At 55.9% G+C, this 18,826-nt stretch carries 21 protein-coding genes; 20 read left to right on the forward strand and 1 reads right to left on the reverse strand.

Features of this window, described 5'->3' with window-relative positions; all coding sequences use genetic code 11:
- The 14 genes from V9G17_19375 to V9G17_19440 all read left to right on the forward strand — a co-directional run bounded on the left by V9G17_19375 (position 1) and on the right by V9G17_19440 (position 9,054).
- Complete coding sequence (locus tag V9G17_19375; protein MEI2754760.1) at positions 1-462, forward strand: DUF420 domain-containing protein; 462 nt, start codon at positions 1-3, stop codon at positions 460-462.
- A gap of 4 nt (positions 463-466) precedes the next feature.
- On the forward strand, positions 467-1,285 hold the full coding sequence (locus V9G17_19380) for a protein-glutamate O-methyltransferase (protein MEI2754761.1): 819 nt from the start codon (positions 467-469) through the stop codon (positions 1,283-1,285).
- Positions 1,286-1,290: 5 nt separating this feature from the next.
- The gene (locus V9G17_19385) at positions 1,291-1,908 is read left to right on the forward strand and encodes a hypothetical protein (GenBank protein MEI2754762.1); all 618 of its coding nucleotides are present in this window, start codon (positions 1,291-1,293) and stop codon (positions 1,906-1,908) included.
- A 78-nt stretch (positions 1,909-1,986) separates the two neighbouring features.
- A complete protein-coding gene (locus V9G17_19390) occupies positions 1,987-3,036 on the forward strand; it encodes a chemotaxis response regulator protein-glutamate methylesterase (protein ID MEI2754763.1) in 1,050 nt (349 codons plus the stop codon).
- A 31-nt stretch (positions 3,037-3,067) separates the two neighbouring features.
- Positions 3,068-3,406, forward strand: a complete 339-nt coding sequence (locus V9G17_19395; protein MEI2754764.1) for an STAS domain-containing protein — start codon at positions 3,068-3,070, stop codon at positions 3,404-3,406.
- 32 nt (positions 3,407-3,438) lie between these two features.
- On the forward strand, positions 3,439-3,789 hold the full coding sequence (locus V9G17_19400) for an STAS domain-containing protein (GenBank protein ID MEI2754765.1): 351 nt from the start codon (positions 3,439-3,441) through the stop codon (positions 3,787-3,789).
- Between the two features lie 23 nt (positions 3,790-3,812).
- A complete protein-coding gene (locus tag V9G17_19405; GenBank protein ID MEI2754766.1) occupies positions 3,813-5,075 on the forward strand; it encodes a SpoIIE family protein phosphatase in 1,263 nt (420 codons plus the stop codon).
- Positions 5,075-5,434, forward strand: a complete 360-nt coding sequence (locus V9G17_19410; GenBank protein MEI2754767.1) for an Hpt domain-containing protein — start codon at positions 5,075-5,077, stop codon at positions 5,432-5,434. The genes V9G17_19405 and V9G17_19410 overlap by 1 nt, the downstream gene beginning before the upstream one ends.
- Positions 5,431-6,330 carry an ATP-binding protein gene (locus tag V9G17_19415; protein MEI2754768.1) on the forward strand — a complete coding sequence of 300 codons (900 nt, stop codon included), beginning with the start codon at positions 5,431-5,433 and terminating at the stop codon, positions 6,328-6,330. The genes V9G17_19410 and V9G17_19415 overlap by 4 nt, the downstream gene beginning before the upstream one ends.
- A 107-nt stretch (positions 6,331-6,437) precedes the next feature.
- Positions 6,438-6,677 carry a hypothetical protein gene (locus V9G17_19420; protein MEI2754769.1) on the forward strand — a complete coding sequence of 80 codons (240 nt, stop codon included), beginning with the start codon at positions 6,438-6,440 and terminating at the stop codon, positions 6,675-6,677.
- Between the two features lie 337 nt (positions 6,678-7,014).
- Positions 7,015-8,115 carry a UDP-N-acetylglucosamine 2-epimerase (non-hydrolyzing) gene (gene wecB / locus V9G17_19425; protein MEI2754770.1) on the forward strand — a complete coding sequence of 367 codons (1,101 nt, stop codon included), beginning with the start codon at positions 7,015-7,017 and terminating at the stop codon, positions 8,113-8,115.
- 91 nt (positions 8,116-8,206) lie between these two features.
- Entirely contained in the window at positions 8,207-8,446 is a 240-nt protein-coding gene (locus tag V9G17_19430; GenBank protein MEI2754771.1) for an AbrB/MazE/SpoVT family DNA-binding domain-containing protein, read from the forward strand.
- On the forward strand, positions 8,443-8,838 hold the full coding sequence (locus V9G17_19435) for a type II toxin-antitoxin system VapC family toxin (protein MEI2754772.1): 396 nt from the start codon (positions 8,443-8,445) through the stop codon (positions 8,836-8,838). The genes V9G17_19430 and V9G17_19435 overlap by 4 nt, the downstream gene beginning before the upstream one ends.
- 15 nt (positions 8,839-8,853) lie before the next feature.
- The gene (locus tag V9G17_19440; protein ID MEI2754773.1) at positions 8,854-9,054 is read left to right on the forward strand and encodes a UDP-N-acetylglucosamine 2-epimerase; all 201 of its coding nucleotides are present in this window, start codon (positions 8,854-8,856) and stop codon (positions 9,052-9,054) included.
- A 221-nt stretch (positions 9,055-9,275) separates the two neighbouring features.
- Here V9G17_19440 and V9G17_19445 read toward each other — a convergent pair whose 3' ends face one another.
- Complete coding sequence (locus V9G17_19445; protein MEI2754774.1) at positions 9,276-11,147, reverse strand: alginate lyase family protein; 1,872 nt, start codon at positions 11,145-11,147, stop codon at positions 9,276-9,278.
- A gap of 357 nt (positions 11,148-11,504) precedes the next feature.
- Between V9G17_19445 and gmd the strand changes: the two genes are divergently transcribed.
- The 6 genes from gmd to V9G17_19475 all read left to right on the forward strand — a co-directional run bounded on the left by gmd (position 11,505) and on the right by V9G17_19475 (position 18,811).
- Positions 11,505-12,515, forward strand: coding sequence for a GDP-mannose 4,6-dehydratase (gmd, locus tag V9G17_19450; protein MEI2754775.1), 1,011 nt, complete (start codon positions 11,505-11,507; stop codon positions 12,513-12,515).
- A gap of 7 nt (positions 12,516-12,522) precedes the next feature.
- A complete protein-coding gene (locus V9G17_19455; protein ID MEI2754776.1) occupies positions 12,523-12,939 on the forward strand; it encodes a four helix bundle protein in 417 nt (138 codons plus the stop codon).
- Between the two features lie 82 nt (positions 12,940-13,021).
- The gene (locus V9G17_19460; protein ID MEI2754777.1) at positions 13,022-13,984 is read left to right on the forward strand and encodes a GDP-L-fucose synthase; all 963 of its coding nucleotides are present in this window, start codon (positions 13,022-13,024) and stop codon (positions 13,982-13,984) included.
- 772 nt (positions 13,985-14,756) lie between these two features.
- Entirely contained in the window at positions 14,757-15,908 is a 1,152-nt protein-coding gene (locus V9G17_19465; protein MEI2754778.1) for a glycosyltransferase family 4 protein, read from the forward strand.
- 15 nt (positions 15,909-15,923) lie between these two features.
- Positions 15,924-17,462 carry an oligosaccharide flippase family protein gene (locus tag V9G17_19470; GenBank protein ID MEI2754779.1) on the forward strand — a complete coding sequence of 513 codons (1,539 nt, stop codon included), beginning with the start codon at positions 15,924-15,926 and terminating at the stop codon, positions 17,460-17,462.
- Positions 17,463-17,569: 107 nt separating this feature from the next.
- On the forward strand, positions 17,570-18,811 hold the full coding sequence (locus tag V9G17_19475) for a hypothetical protein (protein MEI2754780.1): 1,242 nt from the start codon (positions 17,570-17,572) through the stop codon (positions 18,809-18,811).
- Positions 18,812-18,826: the final 15 nt, after the last annotated feature.

The raw sequence follows: 18,826 nt of genomic DNA on the forward strand, positions 1-18,826 counted from the left end.
ATGGATCTTAAAACGACGCTTTGGTATCTCGTCCTCTCCAGTTTGACGGTCGCGTATCTCGTCGTCTTGGCGGGGGTTCGAGCAGCCAAATCCCATGATGTGAATCATCACTCCCATCGCATGATCGTGGGGTGCACGATCATCGGTATCTGGCTGGTGGCCTACGTCCTGAAACAAGCAATCTTCGGCCGTGAATCGTTCAAAGGCCCTGATAGCGCCTATTGGACGGTCTATGTCCCAATCTTTGTGACACACATGTTGTTCGCGATCACGACCATAGGACTAGGCGCCTACAATCTGTATATGGGCCTGCATCGCCTTCGATATGGAAGTGTCGGAGCCATGGTCGCCGGCATGACCACCCATCGCCGCATGGGGAATGCGCTCGTCTGGACGTTCAGCGGCACCATGATCACGGCCTATCTGGTCTATTTAATGCTGTTTGTCTGGTACCGGAGCTAACACGATGGACTACGCCATTACGACACAGGAATATGAGCAAATCCGTACCTTGTTGTATGACGAAAGCGGCATTTCATTGGGGGACAGCAAGCAATCCCTGGTGGTATCCCGCCTCACGAAGCGCTTGCGCGACCTCCAACTGGAGAGCTTCGATTCCTACTATCAGTACGTGACTCAGGACGACAGCGGCGAAGAATTCACCCGAATGCTGGACCTGCTCTCCACGAACAAAACGGATTTTTTCCGCGAACCCAAGCATTTCGACTTTCTTCGCGAGCGCATTCTTCCCACACTGCAACAGGAAAAACACATCCGCATCTGGTCTTCCGCCTGTTCCACCGGCGAGGAGCCCTATACCATCGCCATGACGCTGCACGACGCCGTCAAGAACCCGGCCTTGTGGAACTTTGAAATTCTGGCCTCAGACATCTCCACCCGTGTATTGGCCCATGCCGCCAAGGGCCTGTATGCGGAGGAACGCCTCCGCGATGTGCCGGCGGAAGTCGTAAAACGGCATTTCCTTCACGGACGCGGCGACAGCGCAGGGCTCGTGAAAGTCAAACCGCATCTCTCGGAGATCATCAAGTTTCGGCGGATGAATTTGATGGATGATCGCTTTCCCATTAAAGCGCCTTTGGATCTGATCTTCTGCCGGAATGTGATGATCTATTTCGATCGCCCGACGCAGGAACGTCTGGTCAACAAGTTTTATCATCATCTGAAACCAGGCGGACATCTCTTCATCGGCCACTCAGAAAGCCTCCAATGGGTCTCCCACCCATTCAAGACCCTTGCGCCGACCATCTACTGGAAGGAAGGCTAATCGGAATGGCCGCAGTCAATCTTGACACGTTCTCCCATATCCGGCGGATGCACGATAATCGTTTCCTGACCGAGATTGCCTGCATTCTGCCGGGCGAGTTTTTTGTCAGCCGGGAACCCATGGTGGTCTATACCGTGCTCGGCTCCTGCATTTCGGCCTGCATTCGTGATCCGGTTGCAAAAGTCGGCGGCATGAATCATTTCATGCTCCCGGCGCCGAAAGAGCATCAGTCTGGCGATGCCTGGGGAGGGGAGTCTACACGGTATGGCTCCTTTGCCATGGAACAACTGATCAATGAAATCTTGAAACGCGGCGGGATGAAGCATCGCTTGGAAGTCAAATTGTTCGGTGCCGGGAAGATCTACGAAGGCAATATTGATGTCGGAGCCAGAAATACGGAATGGGTCCTACATTTCCTCAAAAACGAAGGGTACACAATTGCAAAAAGTGATCTAGGCGATGTGTTCCCACGGAAAGTGTATTACTTTACGGATTCAGGGCGAGTTCTGATGAAGAAGATCGAACGAGTGAAAAATCGGACGATCTTCGAACGGGAAACCGAATACCAACACCGGATCGAAGTCGAACCGACGGCAACCAAGGACAACATCACGTTGTTCTGAGCACAGTGTCTCATTCGCCGATCGAAGTTCTCGACTCCGGACGCGGGTGCATCACGTTGATCAGATACGAGGGAGACTATGAAAAAAATACGGGTCCTGATCATCGACGATTCAGCCCTCATGCGACAAGTGTTGGCCGAATTGCTTTCAAAGGATCCAACGATCGAGGTGATCGGCAGTGCTCCGGATCCCTATGTGGCGCGAGAGAAAATCAAGACGCTCAATCCCGATGTCCTGACGCTGGATGTGGAAATGCCAAAAATGGATGGGCTCACCTTTCTCGAGAAACTCATGCGTGGACGACCGATGCCGGTCATCATGGTGAGTTCCCTCACGGAGGCCGGATGCCAAACCACCATTCGAGCATTGGAATTGGGGGCCGTCGACTTTATCACCAAACCAAAAATTGATTTACGGGAAGGAATGGACGCCATCGCAGACGATCTGCTGGCTAAGGTGAAGGGCGCCGCCACCGCTTCCGTCCGGCGCGCTCCGACAGCCTCTCCCCAAGGCAGCTCGCGGCCGGCCGCGCTGAACTCGGCGATGATCAAGACCACAGATATGATCATCGCCATTGGGGCTTCAACCGGAGGTACAGAGGCGGTGAAGGAGGTGTTGCAGGTGCTGCCACCCAACACCCCTCCGATTCTGATCACGCAACACATGCCGGAGCGTTTCACCAAAACGTGGGCCGATCGCATGAACCAACTCTGCCGCATCTCGGTGAAGGAAGCCGAGGACGGAGACAGTGTGCTGCCCGGACACGCGCTCATTGCTCCCGGCAATTACCATATGACGCTGGTCCGCAGCGGCGCACGGTATTCAGTTCGCATCAACCAAGACGATCCGGTGAATCGCCATCGTCCATCAGTCGACGTCATGTTCGACTCCGTCGCGCAGTTCGCCGGCGGAAATGCCGTCGGCGTGATCCTGACCGGGATGGGCGGTGACGGATCCAGGGGCCTCCTTCGGATGAAGGAAGCCGGCGCCCACACCATCGCACAGGATGAGGCCTCTTGCGTTGTCTTCGGTATGCCGAAAGAGGCCATCAAGCTCGGTGCCGCCGAACGGATTCTTCCGCTGCAAGACGTCGCGTCGGGTATTCTCACGCATGTATCCCGCACCTAACCATTTCACATTCACGCAAAAGGAGTTCAGCATGAAAATTACCCAGGAAGTGCGCAACACACAAGTGACATTAAAACTCGAAGGAAACTTTACCTATACTCAGCGCAAGCCGTTTCAGGAGGCGTTGAAGGCCGTCGGCACCAATCAAGTGGATGAAATCGTTATCGACCTGTCGCAGGTAGCCTTCCTCGACAGCGCGGCGCTGGGATTGTTGATGATCAGTCATCGGCAACTCCAAGCCGAGAAGCGGACGCTCTCGTTGGCCTATCCTCAACCGACCGTTCGCCAAATTATTGAACTGGCGAATCTGCACAAAACGATTCCGGTGATTGAGGCGCAGGTGTCGTCCATGGTTAAGAAGAGCGCATAAATTCCGTCCCCAGGCCCAGGAAGGAGCGCTGCATGCAGATTACGGAACGCCGTATCGGAGAGTCTGTCATTCTCGATTTGATGGGGGAATTAACCTACGCGAATCGTACGATCTTCAAGGCTGCGGTGGAGCAATGCAAACGAGGCGGGTGTCGACACCTGATCTTGAACATGCGTGGCGTCCGATTTCTCGATAGTTCCGCGCTCGGCACCTTAGCGTTGCTGACGCAGAGCCTTTCGGCCACGCAGGGGAAAGTCAGCCTGCTGAATCCTCAGAGTTATGTCAAAGAGATTGTCACCCTGGCAAATCTTCATACGCTTCTGCCGGTCTATACTTCGGAACAGGATGCCCTTGCGGGGAGCCGACTTCCGGCGGTCGGATAAGTCCGGTATGAGGAGCAGCAGACGTGGCTGAGCCAGCGCGTATTATTGACCCAACTCCTGCCGCAAAGGCCTCCAAGTCGGTGCCGGTCATCCTCCTCGTCGACGACGATGAGATTACCCGTATTAGTATGGCTGGGCGGCTGAAGCGGTTGGGCTACCGTGTCATCGAAGCCAGCGACGGAGTCGCTGGCTTGGCCGCCATCCGCGCACAGCGTCCCGATCTCGTGATTCTCGATTGGATGATGCCGGGTCTGGATGGCCCCAGCGTCTGCGAGGCGCTCCGTGCGGATCAGGAGTTACGGTCCAGTCAGGTCGTGCTCATGACTGCACACGACCAACCCGAACAAATTGCGGAAGGGCTCTCCCGCGGCGCCGATGATTTTCTCAGCAAAGCGGCAAGTAAGCAGGAAGTCTTGGCACGGGTGCAGGCCAGTCTCAGATCCAGCGCGCTTGTCCGCGAAATCGAACGCACCCGCGATGATCTTGATCGTTCCCATCGGCTGCTGTCCGCCAAACAAACCGAACTGGAGAGCGAACTGCAATCGGCTGCGGACTTCGTGCGTGCGCAGCTGCCTCTCCCCGGCATGCCGGCACCGGGAATCAGCATGCAGTGGGCCTACCAACCGTCTCTCGCTTTGGGCGGCGATTTGTTTCAGGTCAGCGCCTGGGGTTCTGACACATTGGGATTCTATATTCTCGATGCGTCGGGCCACGGTGTGTCCGCAGCGTTGCGCGCGGTCGCGCTGATGAGTTTTTTGCGTGAAGACAATCTCGCGAAAGCGGTCGGATCTTTTGATCCGGGAGCCATCATCACTGAGGCCAACCGTCGCTTTCCGTTGACCCCGGAGGGGGAATACTTCACCTTGTGGGTAGGGCGTCTGCACCTCCCGTCGCGCACCTTATCGTATGCCGCAGCAGGGCACTGCGGCGCATTCCTGCATTCCATCGAAGGGACCTCCCAATGGTTATCCTCGGCCAGTCTTCCTTTAGGTTTCGATCCGACCATCACCTTCGACAGTACGACCGCACAATTGCAGCTCCGGGATCGTCTGTATCTTCTGAGTGACGGGATCTATGAAGCCCCGTCGCCGACAGGGGAGTTGTGGGGCAGAGACCGTCTGCAAGCGACACTGGAAACCCATCGCACGCACACGTTGGCACACAGCATAGGAGAAGCTATGGCAACGGCCCGACTGTGGCTAGGGGGCGACATTTTCCCTGATGATGTGGCGCTTCTCGGCGTCGAAGTATTGGACGGCTCGGCTTCGGCAACGGAAAAGCCGTAATGGACGCACAACCTGTCATGGACCTGGCCGCTGCCTTGGAACGGTTCGACGGTGATCAGGACCTCTTTCTGACCCTGGCCGAGATGTTCCTCGAGCGAGCCCCTACCGCACTCATCGGGATCCAGACCGCGCTCGTCGACCAGGATCTGCCGTTGTTGGTGAAGGAAGCCCATAAATTAAAGGGATCGGCCATGGAGTTCTGCGCCCGCCCAACCGTGGCCGCAGCAGCACAGCTTGAAGAATCGGCCCGTCAGTCGGCCACACAGGAAATCCCCGCGCTCGCGGACCAAGTGTCCGTTGAGCTCCAACGGTTAACGGCGGCCTTGAAGGTGATTATCGAAAAAGGATTTCCTTCATGACGCCTGCCTCCAACGCCAAAAAGCTGTTACTGGTTCATCCCAGTGCGGAGACATCGGCACTGGTTATGGAACAGGCGACGGCACGTGGGATCTCGGTCATCACGGCACCAGATTCGGATGGGGCCTTATCAATGATGGACATGGCCATGCCCGACATCTTATTGGTCGACTGGTTTCAGCCGGCAAAGACCAGGCTAGCGCTTCTCCATGAGGCCCGCCGCCGTTGTCTCTGGATGCCGATTATCGCCACGGCACACAAAGGGGATGAGCATGCCATTCTGGACGCCGTTCGTGCGGGTGCGGGAGATTACCTCTACAGTCCAGTCCGAGTTGAAGAATTCTGGAAGGCTCTGAATCGGGCGTTCGAGCGAATTCCTCAGACCGTTGAGGATATTCCTGGCATTGAACAGGTGGAGTATCGGCTCGTCATCGGCACCAATCCTGCCGATGTCGAGTCTTGTGTGACGTGGCTCGTCGAGCGGACGGCCATGACCTTACCGGAAACCCAGCGGCTGCACCTCCGCACCACGCTTATCGAACTGATCGTCAACGCGGTCGAACATGGCAGCCTTGAAATCTTCTACCAGGAGAAACATGAAGCGCTCAGCGCCGATCAGTTTGAGTCGCTGATCGCCGACCGCCGCCGGCATCCGCGGTTTGCAACGCGCCGTGTCATTGTCAAAGCCCTGTACGACAAAATCCATCGCCGCATCCGGTACGTCATTACGGATCAGGGGAACGGGTTTCGCTGGAACGGCTTCCTCACGCGATCGGACGAGCCCTGCGATAGCCGCGACGCGAATGGACGCGGCGTCTTTCTCGCCAAGGCCTTCTTTCCTGATCTCACCTATAACGAACGCGGCACGGAAGTGTCTTTTTCTGTGCCCCTGGCATAGGACACGTGCTTGGCGACGCCATCTGACTTGACGCCGCCTGTAGCCAGGGTTTATCTTCCCTTCGCCGATTCGCATTTTTTGCCACACGGTCATCTATGAGGCACCTCATGACTCCTCGCACGCCCCTGATGGTCTCGTTCCTGCTCCTCACTTTCTTGTCCGGCTGCAGTACCAGCGAATGGGTACACCCGAGCCGTCCGAAAGATCAATTCACGCAGGACTATAACAAGTGCCAAGCCGACACCATGCGTGATCCCAAGCTCCAACAGGGCATTCAGCTACTGATCATCCAGGCCACCGAGCGTTGCGTCCAGAAGCAGGGGTGGCGTTTGGTAGAAAAAGAATAGACGAGCGAGCGTCTGGTCCGGCGATCGACGACAGCCGACGCCTCTTGCGACCAAACCGCGGTTCGATCGCTCGAGACGACCTCCCTGCTGACCCGCCTCTGTGAACAGCACCGTTTTTGTTGACGGACGGATCCAGCTCCGCTATGTAGATGACGAGGCAGCCATCTTCGTGGCGAACTCGTCAGACTCACGACTCGCGCTCCACGATCAGCCGATTCCTTGTATCGGCGCGTTGGCGGCTTCCAGCACATCCTCGTTCGGGCCATGAGCACATCCACTAGTTCCGGCTTGCCATGGCACATTAGCCGCTTGTCGGAACAGAAACAGGAACAGACGTATGACACGAATTGATCTCATCGCCGGCGCCAGACCCAATTTCATGAAGATTGCGCCGATCATCGACGCCTTGACTGCGGCCCGCTCGAAGGGCAGCCGGCTACAGTACCGGCTCATCCATACGGGGCAGCACTATGATCGTGCCATGTCGGGAAGTTTCTTTGAGGAACTCGGAATCCCTGATCCGGACATCAATCTAGAAGTGGGGTCCGGAACTCAGGCCGAGCAAACAGCGGCCATCATGGTGAACTATGAACGAGTCCTGTCCAAAGAGAAGAGTGCGCTCTGTCTGGTCGTCGGAGATGTGACCTCGACGATGGCTTGTTCCATCGTCGCGCGCAAGATGGGTATTCCAGTGGCCCATGTGGAAGGCGGCATTCGCTCGCACGACTGGACCATGCCGGAAGAGATCAATCGTGTCGTCACCGATTCCCTCACCAATTGGTTCTTTACCACCAGCGACACTGCCAACGAGAATCTGCGTCGCGCCGGAGTGACGGACGATCGAATCTTCTTCGTCGGCAACACCATGATCGATACGCTGCTGAAGCAACTCCCACGGTTACGCCCGCCGTCATGTTGGACTTCGCTCGCGCTGGAACCCAACTCATACTTTGTCGTGACGCTCCATCGACCGGCCAATGTGGATGGGGAGCAGCAACTGCTCGGACTGTTGCAAGCCATCGCGGAGGGGACTCACGGCTTACCGGTGGTATTTCCGGTACACCCGCGGACCGCTAAGAATTTGCGGGAGGCAGGGAAGACATTGCCCTCCATGCACTATGTCGATCCATTGGGCTACCTTGAATTCAACTACCTCGTCAAACACGCCCGCGGGGTGATTACGGATTCGGGCGGCATCACCGAAGAAACGACGGTACTCGGAATCCCTTGCCTGACCTTGCGCGACAACACCGAGCGACCGGAGACCGTCACGATCGGAACCAATGAACTGATTGGAACCGATCCGCGGAAACTACCTCCGGCACTGGCGCGCCTGATGGCCGGCCAGTGGAAGAAAGGTGCAATTCCACCCCGGTGGGACGGAAAGACGGCCGAGCGAATCGTGGAACACTTGGAAACGCTGCTCCTCTCATCATGACTGCATTCAAACCCTACGAATAGACGAGGACCTTGCGACACATCACTCATTACGGTAAAGTAATGATAGCTACTTTATGTAAGGAGGAACGATGTCCACCTCGACGTTGACCAGCAAAGGCCAGACCACCATACCGAAAGACGTCCGTGAACGGCTCAATCTCCATCCAGGGGATCGTCTAGAATTTGTCATCGACGAGGACGGACGGGTGATTGTGCTTCCGGCGAGTGTCGATGCCTCGGAGCTTGCCGGCATGCTCAAGCGGCCGGCCAAGCCGGTCACTGTCGAAGAGATGAATCAAGTGATTCGCAAGCGGGGGGGGCGGCGATGATCGGGATCGATACGAATGTGCTCGTCAGGCACTTAGTACAAGACGACCCCCGTCAGGCACACGCAGCCACACAGGTCATCACGAAGCAATGCACGCGGGATAACCCAGGATTTATTAACCGCATCGTCCTCTGCGAGCTAGTCTGGGTCTTGGAGAGCGCCTACGGATATTCGAAAGACACGATCGTGAATGTCCTGGATCGTCTTCTGCGTACGAGCCAACTCAGAGTGGAGGATGCACAGACAGCATGGACGGCCTATCGGCTGTATCAAAAGGGGAAGGCGGATTTTTCGGATTGCCTTCTGGGATCAACCAACCGCTTGGGCGGCTGTGAGTCGACCGTCACCTTTGATCGAGCCGCCGGTAAACTCGAAGGATTCCAGTTGCTGTAGTGGCCTTGCCTGACCTTGCGCGACAACACCGAGCGACCGGAGACCGTCACGATCGGGACCAATGAGCTGATTGGAACCGATCCGCGGAAACTACCTCCGGCACTGGCGCGCCTGATGGCCGGCCAGTGGAAGAAAGGTGCAATTCCACCGCGATGGGACGGAAAGACGGCCGAGCGAATCGTGGAACATCTCCGAACACTGTTGGTGCGCGCATAGCTCCAACCGCATACCCCGTAGGATTCAAAACGTCGCAGATCGAGGGTGACATCCCCGTAGACTACTTGAACACGCGTGCGTCGATCTCCTCGTTATGTACCAAGTCTCAACTCGTCTTCGCTCGACACTATCCGTGAACCAACCGCACCCAGCACTCAGGCCTTCGAGGGCTGCATTCCACACATTCGCATTGTTGGGGGTAGAAGAGCAGGGAACGTGCGCTACAGGATGCGCAAACGAGTCATGAATTCATGCGGGAGAGAACCGGTATAGGCGACCCGCAGTGTCGTGATCGGATGCTTGGACCCATACCGTTTCGACGCCCATCCTCCCACCGGTTGTACGCTGCCCTCACAGAGAGTGCTCGCGCCTCCTTCAACCGTGAGCAGGAGCGGGGGATTACACCCTTCCAAGCGATATCCCCCATCCACGGGAATAGGCCGGCACCCCAAGTGCCAATTGAGCTCCACCTGGTGCACGCCGGTCCCCGTGAGCCAGTCCCAAATCATCCAGGAACCGGGCGGCTCATACGACACCCCTCGCAAATGGGTCACACCTAATCGATCCTTGTATCCATAATGCCGGGCGATCACGGTGATTTTCCCTTCGGGCGTCTCATCTTTGTAGACCAGGTGGGTGTCAAAGGGCAGGGACCAGGCCAATGAACCGTCTTGTATCGCCTGGTCCAACCCATCGATGGTGACCGTATTGTGAGCGCGTGTACTACGAAAATACGCCCGCCACTCATCATGACCGGTGAAGGTATAGGTGCCCGGGTCGATCAGCACATCCTGCGCGCCCACCTGCAAAAACAGCGACAGGGCATCGGCATGCCCGTGCGTATACCGTGGCGCCATCCCCAGCGCACCATGATCGAAAATCGCCCTGTCTCGCGTGCGGCCACGAATAATCGAATATCCCGAGAGATGAAAGGTGGACAGCCCGGGAGAGTGTGGCCTGGTGGGATGAACAAAATGCATGTACGGAGAGAGCGCGTGTTCATCCTCACCTTCTCCAATCGGCGGAAGGCTCCCGTCGATTGAATTGCGGAACTCATCCAGAAAGTCGCGGCTGCGCGCAAACACTTGGCGGATCTTCTCAGGCACAGGCGACTGCCGATGATCGAGGAGCGCCAACACCATCCCGTAAAGATCCGTACAAAATTGCAGGTACCCCACTCCCTGCTCCTGGCTGCCGCCGTCATGACTGATGTGCCGGGGAGTTTCCTCTTCCAAGAGGTAATGCCCGAATGCGAGCCATCGCTCGGCCATGTCCATTTCAGGGAAGAGACTGCCGGCATAGATCAATGCCACTGCCCCCGCCAGCGTGTCATGAGGGGTAATCAAGCGAAGCGACAGGCGTTTTCGGATCAATTCCGCATGACCGGCAATGAGGGTCAACACCGCAGGCCACACTGGCGCAGAAGTGAGCGCCGACGGACGGAGTGCATCCATCGCATGACAGACTGCCAGGAGGCGAAGCGCGCACTCCGTCGGGCAGATATAGTGAATCCCCATCAAAAACGGGTTCGCGTCAACCCAGGAAACGAGCTGTGCCTCCACCGCCGCCACGGCGGCTGAACGCACGGCCGGTTCAGCCTGCTGTGCCAACATCGCCAGGAGCACCAGGTGCTGGAGGCGTGAAGGCTCCCACGCCATGCGGATATCTCCGCAGGGGTTGCCGGACTGAATCGGGATGTCGGCAAAAAATCGGCGCGGCCAGAGGGTGCCCGTATCCGGCGCTCGATGCCAACAGGAGCCGTCTGGAGCCCAGGCCCAGGTATACCCAAAGATGGTCACGAAGCCTTTGAGCAGAGCCTCCAGCCGGGACTCATCTGCCGGAAGATGCCAGGGCAGAGGAGGCAACATCGGCGAGGAACTGGCGCAGAACGAATAGCGCGACACATCCTGCGCCGTAAATGCTCGATGGAGTGATTGCCGGCCGAGTCCCTGCCGCAGGTGTAAGAGCGAAAACAGCGCGCGCTCTCTCGCGTGACTCCACCATTCCAAGCGTCCCGGCGCGGCGAGGGCTTTCACCGACGACGCGAGACGTTGGGGGAGAGCATTGGGATTGAATGACAGCGTTACGCGCACTGACAAGCCATGCAGAATGAGTGGGAACAAAAATTGTGAACAAGGCTCCGTCCATTCGGCCTTGATTAAGTGCTACGTCGATGAAGGCACAGTACATTCGTCGAGCGCTGAGGTCAATGCCGAAAACCACGTAACCCTGCACCGGTGGCGTGACACAGGCATGCCGGAAGAGCGGGAGTCGTGCGTCAGAATAAGACAGCCGATGCAGAGAAATTCAGTCGGGGGCGGATGGCACTAACACTACGTAGCGGAATTGTGATAAGGAACAGGGGGTCATGGTTCGTTGAGACGATACTGCGTGACTCTGGATATCCGCAGGTATTCTGTTGAGACACAAAAAGGGAGCGACGCGGCACAGTGAAAAAGGCACTCATCACCGGCATCAGCGGACAAGACGGATCGTATTTGGCAGAAGTGCTGCTCGCCAAAGGCTACGAGGTCCATGGTATTGTTCGTCGCTCTAGTTCCTTAAACACAGCTCGCATCGACGGCATCTATCAAGATCCGCACGTGCCGGAAGCGCGGTTGCGGCTCGTCTACGGAGATCTCAACGACGCCAGTTCGCTCAATCGGATTCTGCGCACGATTCAACCGGATGAAATTTACAATTTAGGGGCACAGAGTCACGTACGAGTCAGTTTCGACGTTCCGGAATATACCGCCGAGGTCACAGCGCTCGGAGCCGTTCGCCTCCTGGAAGCCATCAGAGAGTCCGGGATCAAACCCAAGTTTTATCAGGCTTCCTCCAGCGAAATGTTCGGCAAGGTGCAGGAGATTCCGCAACGGGAAAGCACCCCGTTTTACCCGCGCAGCCCGTACGGCGCCGCCAAGGTGTACGCCCACTGGATTACCGTCAATTACCGTGAAGCCTACGATCTGTTTGCTTGCAGCGGCATTCTGTTCAACCACGAATCCCCGCGACGCGGCGAGACGTTCGTGACCAGAAAAATCACGCGGGCTGCGGCTAGAATTAAATTGGGCGTACAGAAAGAGTTGTACCTCGGCAATCTCGACGCCAAGCGCGACTGGGGGTTCGCCGGTGACTACGTACAGGCCATGTGGATGATGCTGCAAGCCGACCAGCCGGATGACTATGTGATTGCAACGGGTGAGACGCATACGGTGAGAGAATTTCTCGACCGCGCGTTTGGCCACCTCGATATGGACTGGCAACAATACGTCAAAATCGACCCGCGCTACTACCGTCCCACGGAAGTCGATCTCTTGATCGGCGATGCCGCGAAGGCCAAGCGAGTATTAGGATGGGAACCGAAAGTGTCGTTTCAAGAGTTGGTGACCATGATGGTGGACGCGGATCTGCGAGCGGAGCGACAGACGCTGGAGGGAACGAAGGGAGTGCCGCGCTAGAGGCCGGATGGAGGGAGGGGAAAAACGCTTCGCACAGTCTGAACGATACATCTTCCCTTTCGAAAGACTTGAGGTGTGGCAAGAGTCCATCGAATTGGCGGATGTTGTACTGGGATTGCTGGAACGTATTCCTCCGAATAGGCACCTGAGGATCGTGTCTCAATTAAAGGGAGCTGTCACTTCAATTGCGCAAAACATTGCGGAAGGAAAAGGGCGGCAGCATAAGAAAGAATTTCTTCAGTATTTGAGTATTGCCCAAGGATCGCTCTATGAGACGGTCACGTTGACCGAAGTATTCCACAGAAACAAACTTTTTGACGAAATGGAATACGTGCAAATTCGTGGTAAGACGGAACAGATCGATCGAAAGCTCAATGGATTGATGAATTCGGTAAGGGGAAAGAAACGTGGAGAGAGGGTGTGAGATCTGGGAGGAAAGCAATGATCGCCAACTTCCGACGGTTCGACAGCTGCCCCCAGCCTCAGACCTCTAGCCTCAAACAATCATGACATCTTTTTTCTCAAACAAACGCGTCGTCGTAACCGGAGGCGCCGGATTCCTGGGCTCAGTGGTCGTCGCACAACTTCGGCAGCAGGGGTGCCGGGACATCTGGGTACCGAGAAGTCAGGATTACGATCTCGTCCAGATGGAAGCCGTGCAGCGACTCTACGACGATGCGGCACCCGACGTGGTGGTGCACTTGGCGGCACGGGTCGGAGGCATTGGTGCCAATCAAGCCAATGCGGGGCGCTTCTTCTACGACAACCTGATGATGGGCACGCAATTGATGGAAGTGGGACGGCAGCGAGGCCTGGAAAAGTTCGTCGCGCTTGCCACCATCTGTGCCTATCCCAAATATACTCCCGTCCCATTCCGCGAAGAAGATCTGTGGGCCGGATACCCGGAAGAGACCAATGCGCCCTATGGCCTGGCCAAGAAAATGATGCTAGTCCAGGCTCAAGCCTACCGGCAGCAATACGGGTTTAACGCCATCGTACTCTTTCCGGTGAACCTCTATGGTCCCGGCGACAACTTCGACATGCACACCTCGCATGTCATTCCGGCCCTCATCCGCAAGTGTGTCGAGGCGAAGGCACGAGGAACAGAGCAGGTGGTGTTGTGGGGCGACGGCTCGCCCTCGCGAGAGTTTCTCTATGTGGATGATGCGGCGCGTGCCATTCTGTTAGCGGCCGAGCATTACAATGGCGACGAGCCGGTGAACATCGGGACGGGCGAAGAAATCACGATTCAGAACTTGGCACATCTGATCGCCGACGAGGTAGGCTTCAAGGGCGAGCTTCTGTGGGACACCAGCAAACCCAATGGCCAACCGCGCCGATGTTTGGATACCAGGCAGGCGAAACAGTTGTTCGGGTTTGAGGCGGAGACGAGATTGCGCGAGGGAATACGGGGAACAGTTGCCTGGTTCCATACCAACCGAGAGTCATTTCGTGAGGTCACATTCTAGGGGAATTGACACTCGCCCGAGACGCTCCAGGAATCATGGATCAGGCAAGAAGGTTTGCCGCACTCAATGCCTCCTGCTGGCATGACCAGGGTGAATCCACAACGATAGTTTGAAGTATGAGGCGGTAGCAATGGCCTGGCAAGAATGCCAACCGTCGACCTAAAGCCGCGGCGCCGATCGTCAGTTGAGCGCTCCCAGGGTTTAACTATATCCAAATCATCTGCATGCGAAAGGCCGACGACTGCCTGGATGGCGTTCCACGCATATGTCCGTCGGCTGATTGCGGAACCCGAACTGGGGGGCCCAAGGCGGTGCTCTATGAAGCAACCCCTGATGTGGCGGTTTTCGAGCCATCAGAGTTCGCCCGGGTTTTACACGTGGTGGGAAGGCGATGGCCAGGAAAATTTATTTGGAAGCTGGACATACATACGTGGGTGGATGAGTCCTCCTTATGTGACGCTCATTACTGGACCGCTGCGGAAATGCCTCTGCTCAAAATGGCATGCTTGGTTAGCTCAATGACGTCGCAGCGGAGCCAGTGCTCGTCATCGGTGGGAAATCTCCCAAAGCTGACTGCCTACTCCGATGGATGTCCAGGGGCTCAGCGTCGGCGATGGCCATCTCGACTGGCATTGGGATGGTCACAAGATGACGGCGCTCATTCATGCTAGGAAACCCGTTAAGGTCAGGTTAGGGAGAGGATTTTCAATGAATGCCTCCCTCCAATTGGCCTATCACGAAGAATAACCGATCCAGACTTGGCGAGGGCAATGTGTCTCGGAAAGCAAAACCCGATTACAGCCGTGTGGCGATGTTGTGCAAGGGAGATGACGGGTATGGGGTGGCCTCCGTCATAAAGCTATATGCCTGTCATGCGCCGGATATTCATTTTGTGTGCATGGGACCAGGAGCCATGCTGGAATGGCTGCAACAAAACGGCAACCGAGTCCACTTGGTAGAGGGGTTGTCGAGTTTCACGGCCACCAGTTCAGCTCGCACGCTCATGCAATTGCCATCGGTCCTACTCAAGGCAAACCGGTCCGCGGAAGTTTTGGACAAGTTGTTTCAACAACTGGACATACGTGTTGTGCATGCCCATTGGCTTCCGCAACATATCATTGCAGGGCATATGCGGCGGAGAGGTTACGCCTCAGTCTGGCACATCCATGGGAACATGAACCACGCGCGCATGTTCGGCTTAGGCAGGAAACTCAACCACCTTCTGGCAAAATGGGGAGCGGCCCTTTTGATTCCGGTGAGTGACTTTATTGGAGCCAACTGGAAAGGCGCAGGTGTCCCCATACGCGTCATTCACAACGCAGCGCCCAAACTGTTCGAAGGTCCTAATGAACGAGGAGACGACAACTTTCGCTGTATCATCGCCGGGCGTCTGACGGAAGATAAAGGACACCACTTGGCGATTCAAGCCGTCTTGAATGCAAGAGCTGCGGGATACGACGTCAGCCTCGACGTGTTCGGAGGACCTCTCGATGGGAATCCGTATTATGACGACTTGAAACGTCTGGTGAGTCAAGCGAATGCGGCGGACTGCATTCGCTTCATGGGATTTTCTGATACTCTCAGGGAGCACCATCAATTGTATGATCTCGGTCTGCAATGTCGGATCAGCCCCGAACCCTGCAGCATGTGGGCCTGTGAAACGCTGCTGGATGGCCTCCCGCTAATCGCGGCCGATGCCGGCGGGACGGCAGAACTGATCGAGGATGAGGTCACCGGATTGCTTTTCAAGAGTGGTGACGTCAGCGACCTTACCTCCAAGCTGCTGACGTTAATTGGGAATCGCGCCCGCCTCCGTATGATGCGGCATGCGGCCTATGAACGCGGGCAACGACTATTCGGAATCGAACGGTTCATCTCGGAAACCTACGATGCCTACGCCGCATCGTTCTCCCCATCGAGCTAAGGAATTCATTACAGGATGGAAGCAGGCCGGACAGTAGAATGCAGTGCAGACCCCTACGGGCCATCGTCCGTAAATGCCGGGCAACGATCCACGACTGGCCTGAGGAGCACGGTCACGGCCGGGCTTTTATGGTCGATGTTCAGCATTGCAGTGGGCAAGGGCGCCAGTCTCATTGCGCAGCTCATACTCGGATGGCTTCTGTCCAAAGAAGATTTTGCGCTCTACGCCATCGCCATCTCCTGGTCGACCATTGTCATGGCTGTGAGAAATGGAGGCACGCAACGCCTGTTGATTCAGAAAGGCGCACAGTACTCAGAGCTGGCCGCGATATACCTGAAATTCGCCCTGCTGGTGAATATTGGCGGCTGCGCGATCCTTATCGCAGCCGCTCCCATCCTGTCTGACCTGTACAATAGTCAGGACCTGCGCATGATGTTGTGTGTTCTGGGGTTGTCGCTGCCCTTGAGTACGGCCGCGATGATCTTTCAGGCCAAGCTGTCGGCTGATCTGCAGTTCGCCAAGATTTCGCGCCTGATCATCCTGTCTTCCCTCACGCGTCATGCATCCATGGTCCTGTTTGCGTGGATGGGACTCGGACCACTGAGCTTCGTCTTACCGCTCTGCCTTGTGGCTATTGTGGAGACGATGCTGGGATGGTATTGGGCCAAGAGTTGGCCGCCGAACCGGGCCTTAACCTGGGCTTCCATCGGTGGGATTCTTCGGGATAGTCAATGGGTGATGCTTACGGCATTGGCGAGTGCTCTTACCATCAATGGAGATTACCTATCGATTAGCCTCCTGCAGAGCAAAGAGGTATTAGGCGTCTATTTCTTTGGCTTTCAACTGAGCCTCGCACTGGTGGCACTAGTGACAAGCAGCTTGGATGGCGTCATGCTGCCGATCTTTTCTGCATTGGGCAGTGAGATCGCACGTCAAACAGATTTATTTCTGAGAGGAACTCGTCTGCTTGCCATAGGGGCTACCTTTGCCTGTTTCGGTCTCGTGCTCGCGGCTCCGATAGCCATACACGGTCTATGGGCAGGCAAATGGGACGAGGCGATCCCGGTCGTCCAGCTCCTGTCACTGACGATGCCGGTGCGCCTGATGATTCCGCTGTGCCGGGCCATGCTGGAAGCCCGTGGGAAGTGGAAGCTCGTATCGGTGCTGTCTATCTGCGACGGCGTAGGGATCATTTGTGCTGGAGCAATTGGAGCCTGGACGGGTGGACTCATTGTCATCACCGCAGTAGTCAGTGCCTATAACCTGCTCTCCGGTCTTTTCTACTGCAGCATAGTGGCCAAGAGCCTCATGACACCGTTGAAACCAATACTGATTCCGTTATTTTCGACGCTCTGGATTGGGATTGCAGCAGTCACAACAGGAGGTTGGTTGCTGCATTGGGGCAAGCAGAATGCTACGGAGATGTGGCAGGAACCGATTGCCCTAACTGCTTATGTCGGCATTTACGTCGTGCTTGCTAAAATCTTTATGGGAAACAGTTTCGTAGAAATCAAGACCTTGCTCCTGCGAGCCACAGGGGCTCGATTAATCTAGGCGTACTCATCGGCATGTTGGGAATTATCGCATACTGTCTCATCGCGGGAGGGATGCTCCTTTTCATCTGGAGACGACCATCGATCGCACTCGCCGGGATGCTGTGCATGTTTGGCTTGGAGCAATGGGGCCAAGCTACTCACCCATTCTTTTCTCAGCATCAAACGTTTACCAACTTTTTGATCGGAAGCACCCTCCTGCTGGCGATTCTCATCAAGTTGATCAAACGCGAAAATGTAGTGGTGGGGTATCCGCCGGTAGGATGGTTGGTCCTTGCACTCTTTAGTTATGCCCTTGCATCAACCATTTGGGCGCCGCGTCCCGACCTGTCCCAAAGTATCTGGGCCAGCCGAGGGCCCTATGTCGTGACGTTTCTCCTGCTCACGCCATTGGTCATTACCCGCACCGAGGATATTGTAGTGGCATTCAAGGCACTGATCCTAATGGGAACGGCTTTGACAATACTTCTGTTACTCTTTGTCTCCTGGGATTCACGCACGATCGTATTGGAGGGCGGCTCTGGTAACCCTCTGGCCGTGTCACAAATGGCAGCAATGGTGGCCTTGGTGGCCATCCTTGGAGATCCGTGGCGGTCATCAAAATTGTGGCAAGTTCTGCGTTGGGCGGTGGTAGTGCTCTGCCTCCTTCTGGTGATCAGATCCGGAGCGCGTGGACAGTTGGTGGGCCTCGTTCTTGTTTCCGTAGCATGTTGGCCTTTGAGCCATCGAGTCAAGAGCGTCGGTCATGTGATTCTGTTGATCGGCCTGATGGGATTCCTTGTAGGCGTAACAAGCCTGGGTCTCCAAGAGTTTTGGAGCACACGAAGTTCCTATTACGCCGGAGGGAGCCGGTGGAGTACAAGCGCGATGGAAGGCGCCATGGCAGACAGGCTAGGACAAGCGTTTCATCTGCTGCACATCTGGTTCCGCTCAGTTGAAACCATTTTTTTCGGGCTAGGAAACTCTGCCGCATTCGATCCGAGGATACTCGGCATTTATCCCCATTTTGTTCCCCTAGAGATATTGGCCGAGGAAGGACTCGTCGGTTCTGGTATTTATCTGCTTATATTGGTTTTGCTGTTACGCAGTTCATATAGAAGTTTGAGAATGCTCAGAAGTGAACCCGAAGAACTCCTTATTTTTGGCACACTCGTGAGTCTGACACTGTTCACACTCATCCTTTCATTTAAGCAAGGAAGCTTACTGGGCAACCTTGAATTTTTCATGTTTGCGATCATAATGGACAAGCACTCGAAATCTCTGATGTGTCGGAGGAGACCGCGTAAAAAGATTGCCGATGTCGACTCTCTTGATCTCTATAAGCCATTCAACGTTTCAAGGGTTGCTTGAAAGCCGTTCGCCGAG

The sequence above is a fragment of the Nitrospira sp. genome (assembly GCA_037045225.1).
GTDB lineage: Bacteria > Nitrospirota > Nitrospiria > Nitrospirales > Nitrospiraceae > Nitrospira_A.

What these genes read in the sequence shown, in the direction of transcription:
- V9G17_19420 (MEI2754769.1), top strand. Translation starts at nt 6,438, where the DNA reads ATGACTCCTCGCACGCCCCTGATGGTCTCGTTCCTGCTCCTCACTTTC.
- V9G17_19410 (MEI2754767.1), top strand. Translation starts at nt 5,075, where the DNA reads ATGGACGCACAACCTGTCATGGACCTGGCCGCTGCCTTGGAACGGTTC.
- V9G17_19375 (MEI2754760.1), top strand. Translation starts at nt 1, where the DNA reads ATGGATCTTAAAACGACGCTTTGGTATCTCGTCCTCTCCAGTTTGACG.
- V9G17_19460 (MEI2754777.1), top strand. Translation starts at nt 13,022, where the DNA reads ATGACATCTTTTTTCTCAAACAAACGCGTCGTCGTAACCGGAGGCGCC.
- V9G17_19430 (MEI2754771.1), top strand. Translation starts at nt 8,207, where the DNA reads ATGTCCACCTCGACGTTGACCAGCAAAGGCCAGACCACCATACCGAAA.
- V9G17_19470 (MEI2754779.1), top strand. Translation starts at nt 15,924, where the DNA reads ATGGAAGCAGGCCGGACAGTAGAATGCAGTGCAGACCCCTACGGGCCA.
- V9G17_19455 (MEI2754776.1), top strand. Translation starts at nt 12,523, where the DNA reads ATGGAGGGAGGGGAAAAACGCTTCGCACAGTCTGAACGATACATCTTC.
- V9G17_19400 (MEI2754765.1), top strand. Translation starts at nt 3,439, where the DNA reads ATGCAGATTACGGAACGCCGTATCGGAGAGTCTGTCATTCTCGATTTG.
- V9G17_19435 (MEI2754772.1), top strand. Translation starts at nt 8,443, where the DNA reads ATGATCGGGATCGATACGAATGTGCTCGTCAGGCACTTAGTACAAGAC.
- wecB (MEI2754770.1), top strand. Translation starts at nt 7,015, where the DNA reads ATGACACGAATTGATCTCATCGCCGGCGCCAGACCCAATTTCATGAAG.
- V9G17_19415 (MEI2754768.1), top strand. Translation starts at nt 5,431, where the DNA reads ATGACGCCTGCCTCCAACGCCAAAAAGCTGTTACTGGTTCATCCCAGT.
- V9G17_19395 (MEI2754764.1), top strand. Translation starts at nt 3,068, where the DNA reads ATGAAAATTACCCAGGAAGTGCGCAACACACAAGTGACATTAAAACTC.
- V9G17_19475 (MEI2754780.1), top strand. Translation starts at nt 17,570, where the DNA reads ATGTTTGGCTTGGAGCAATGGGGCCAAGCTACTCACCCATTCTTTTCT.
- V9G17_19380 (MEI2754761.1), top strand. Translation starts at nt 467, where the DNA reads ATGGACTACGCCATTACGACACAGGAATATGAGCAAATCCGTACCTTG.
- V9G17_19385 (MEI2754762.1), top strand. Translation starts at nt 1,291, where the DNA reads ATGGCCGCAGTCAATCTTGACACGTTCTCCCATATCCGGCGGATGCAC.
- V9G17_19390 (MEI2754763.1), top strand. Translation starts at nt 1,987, where the DNA reads ATGAAAAAAATACGGGTCCTGATCATCGACGATTCAGCCCTCATGCGA.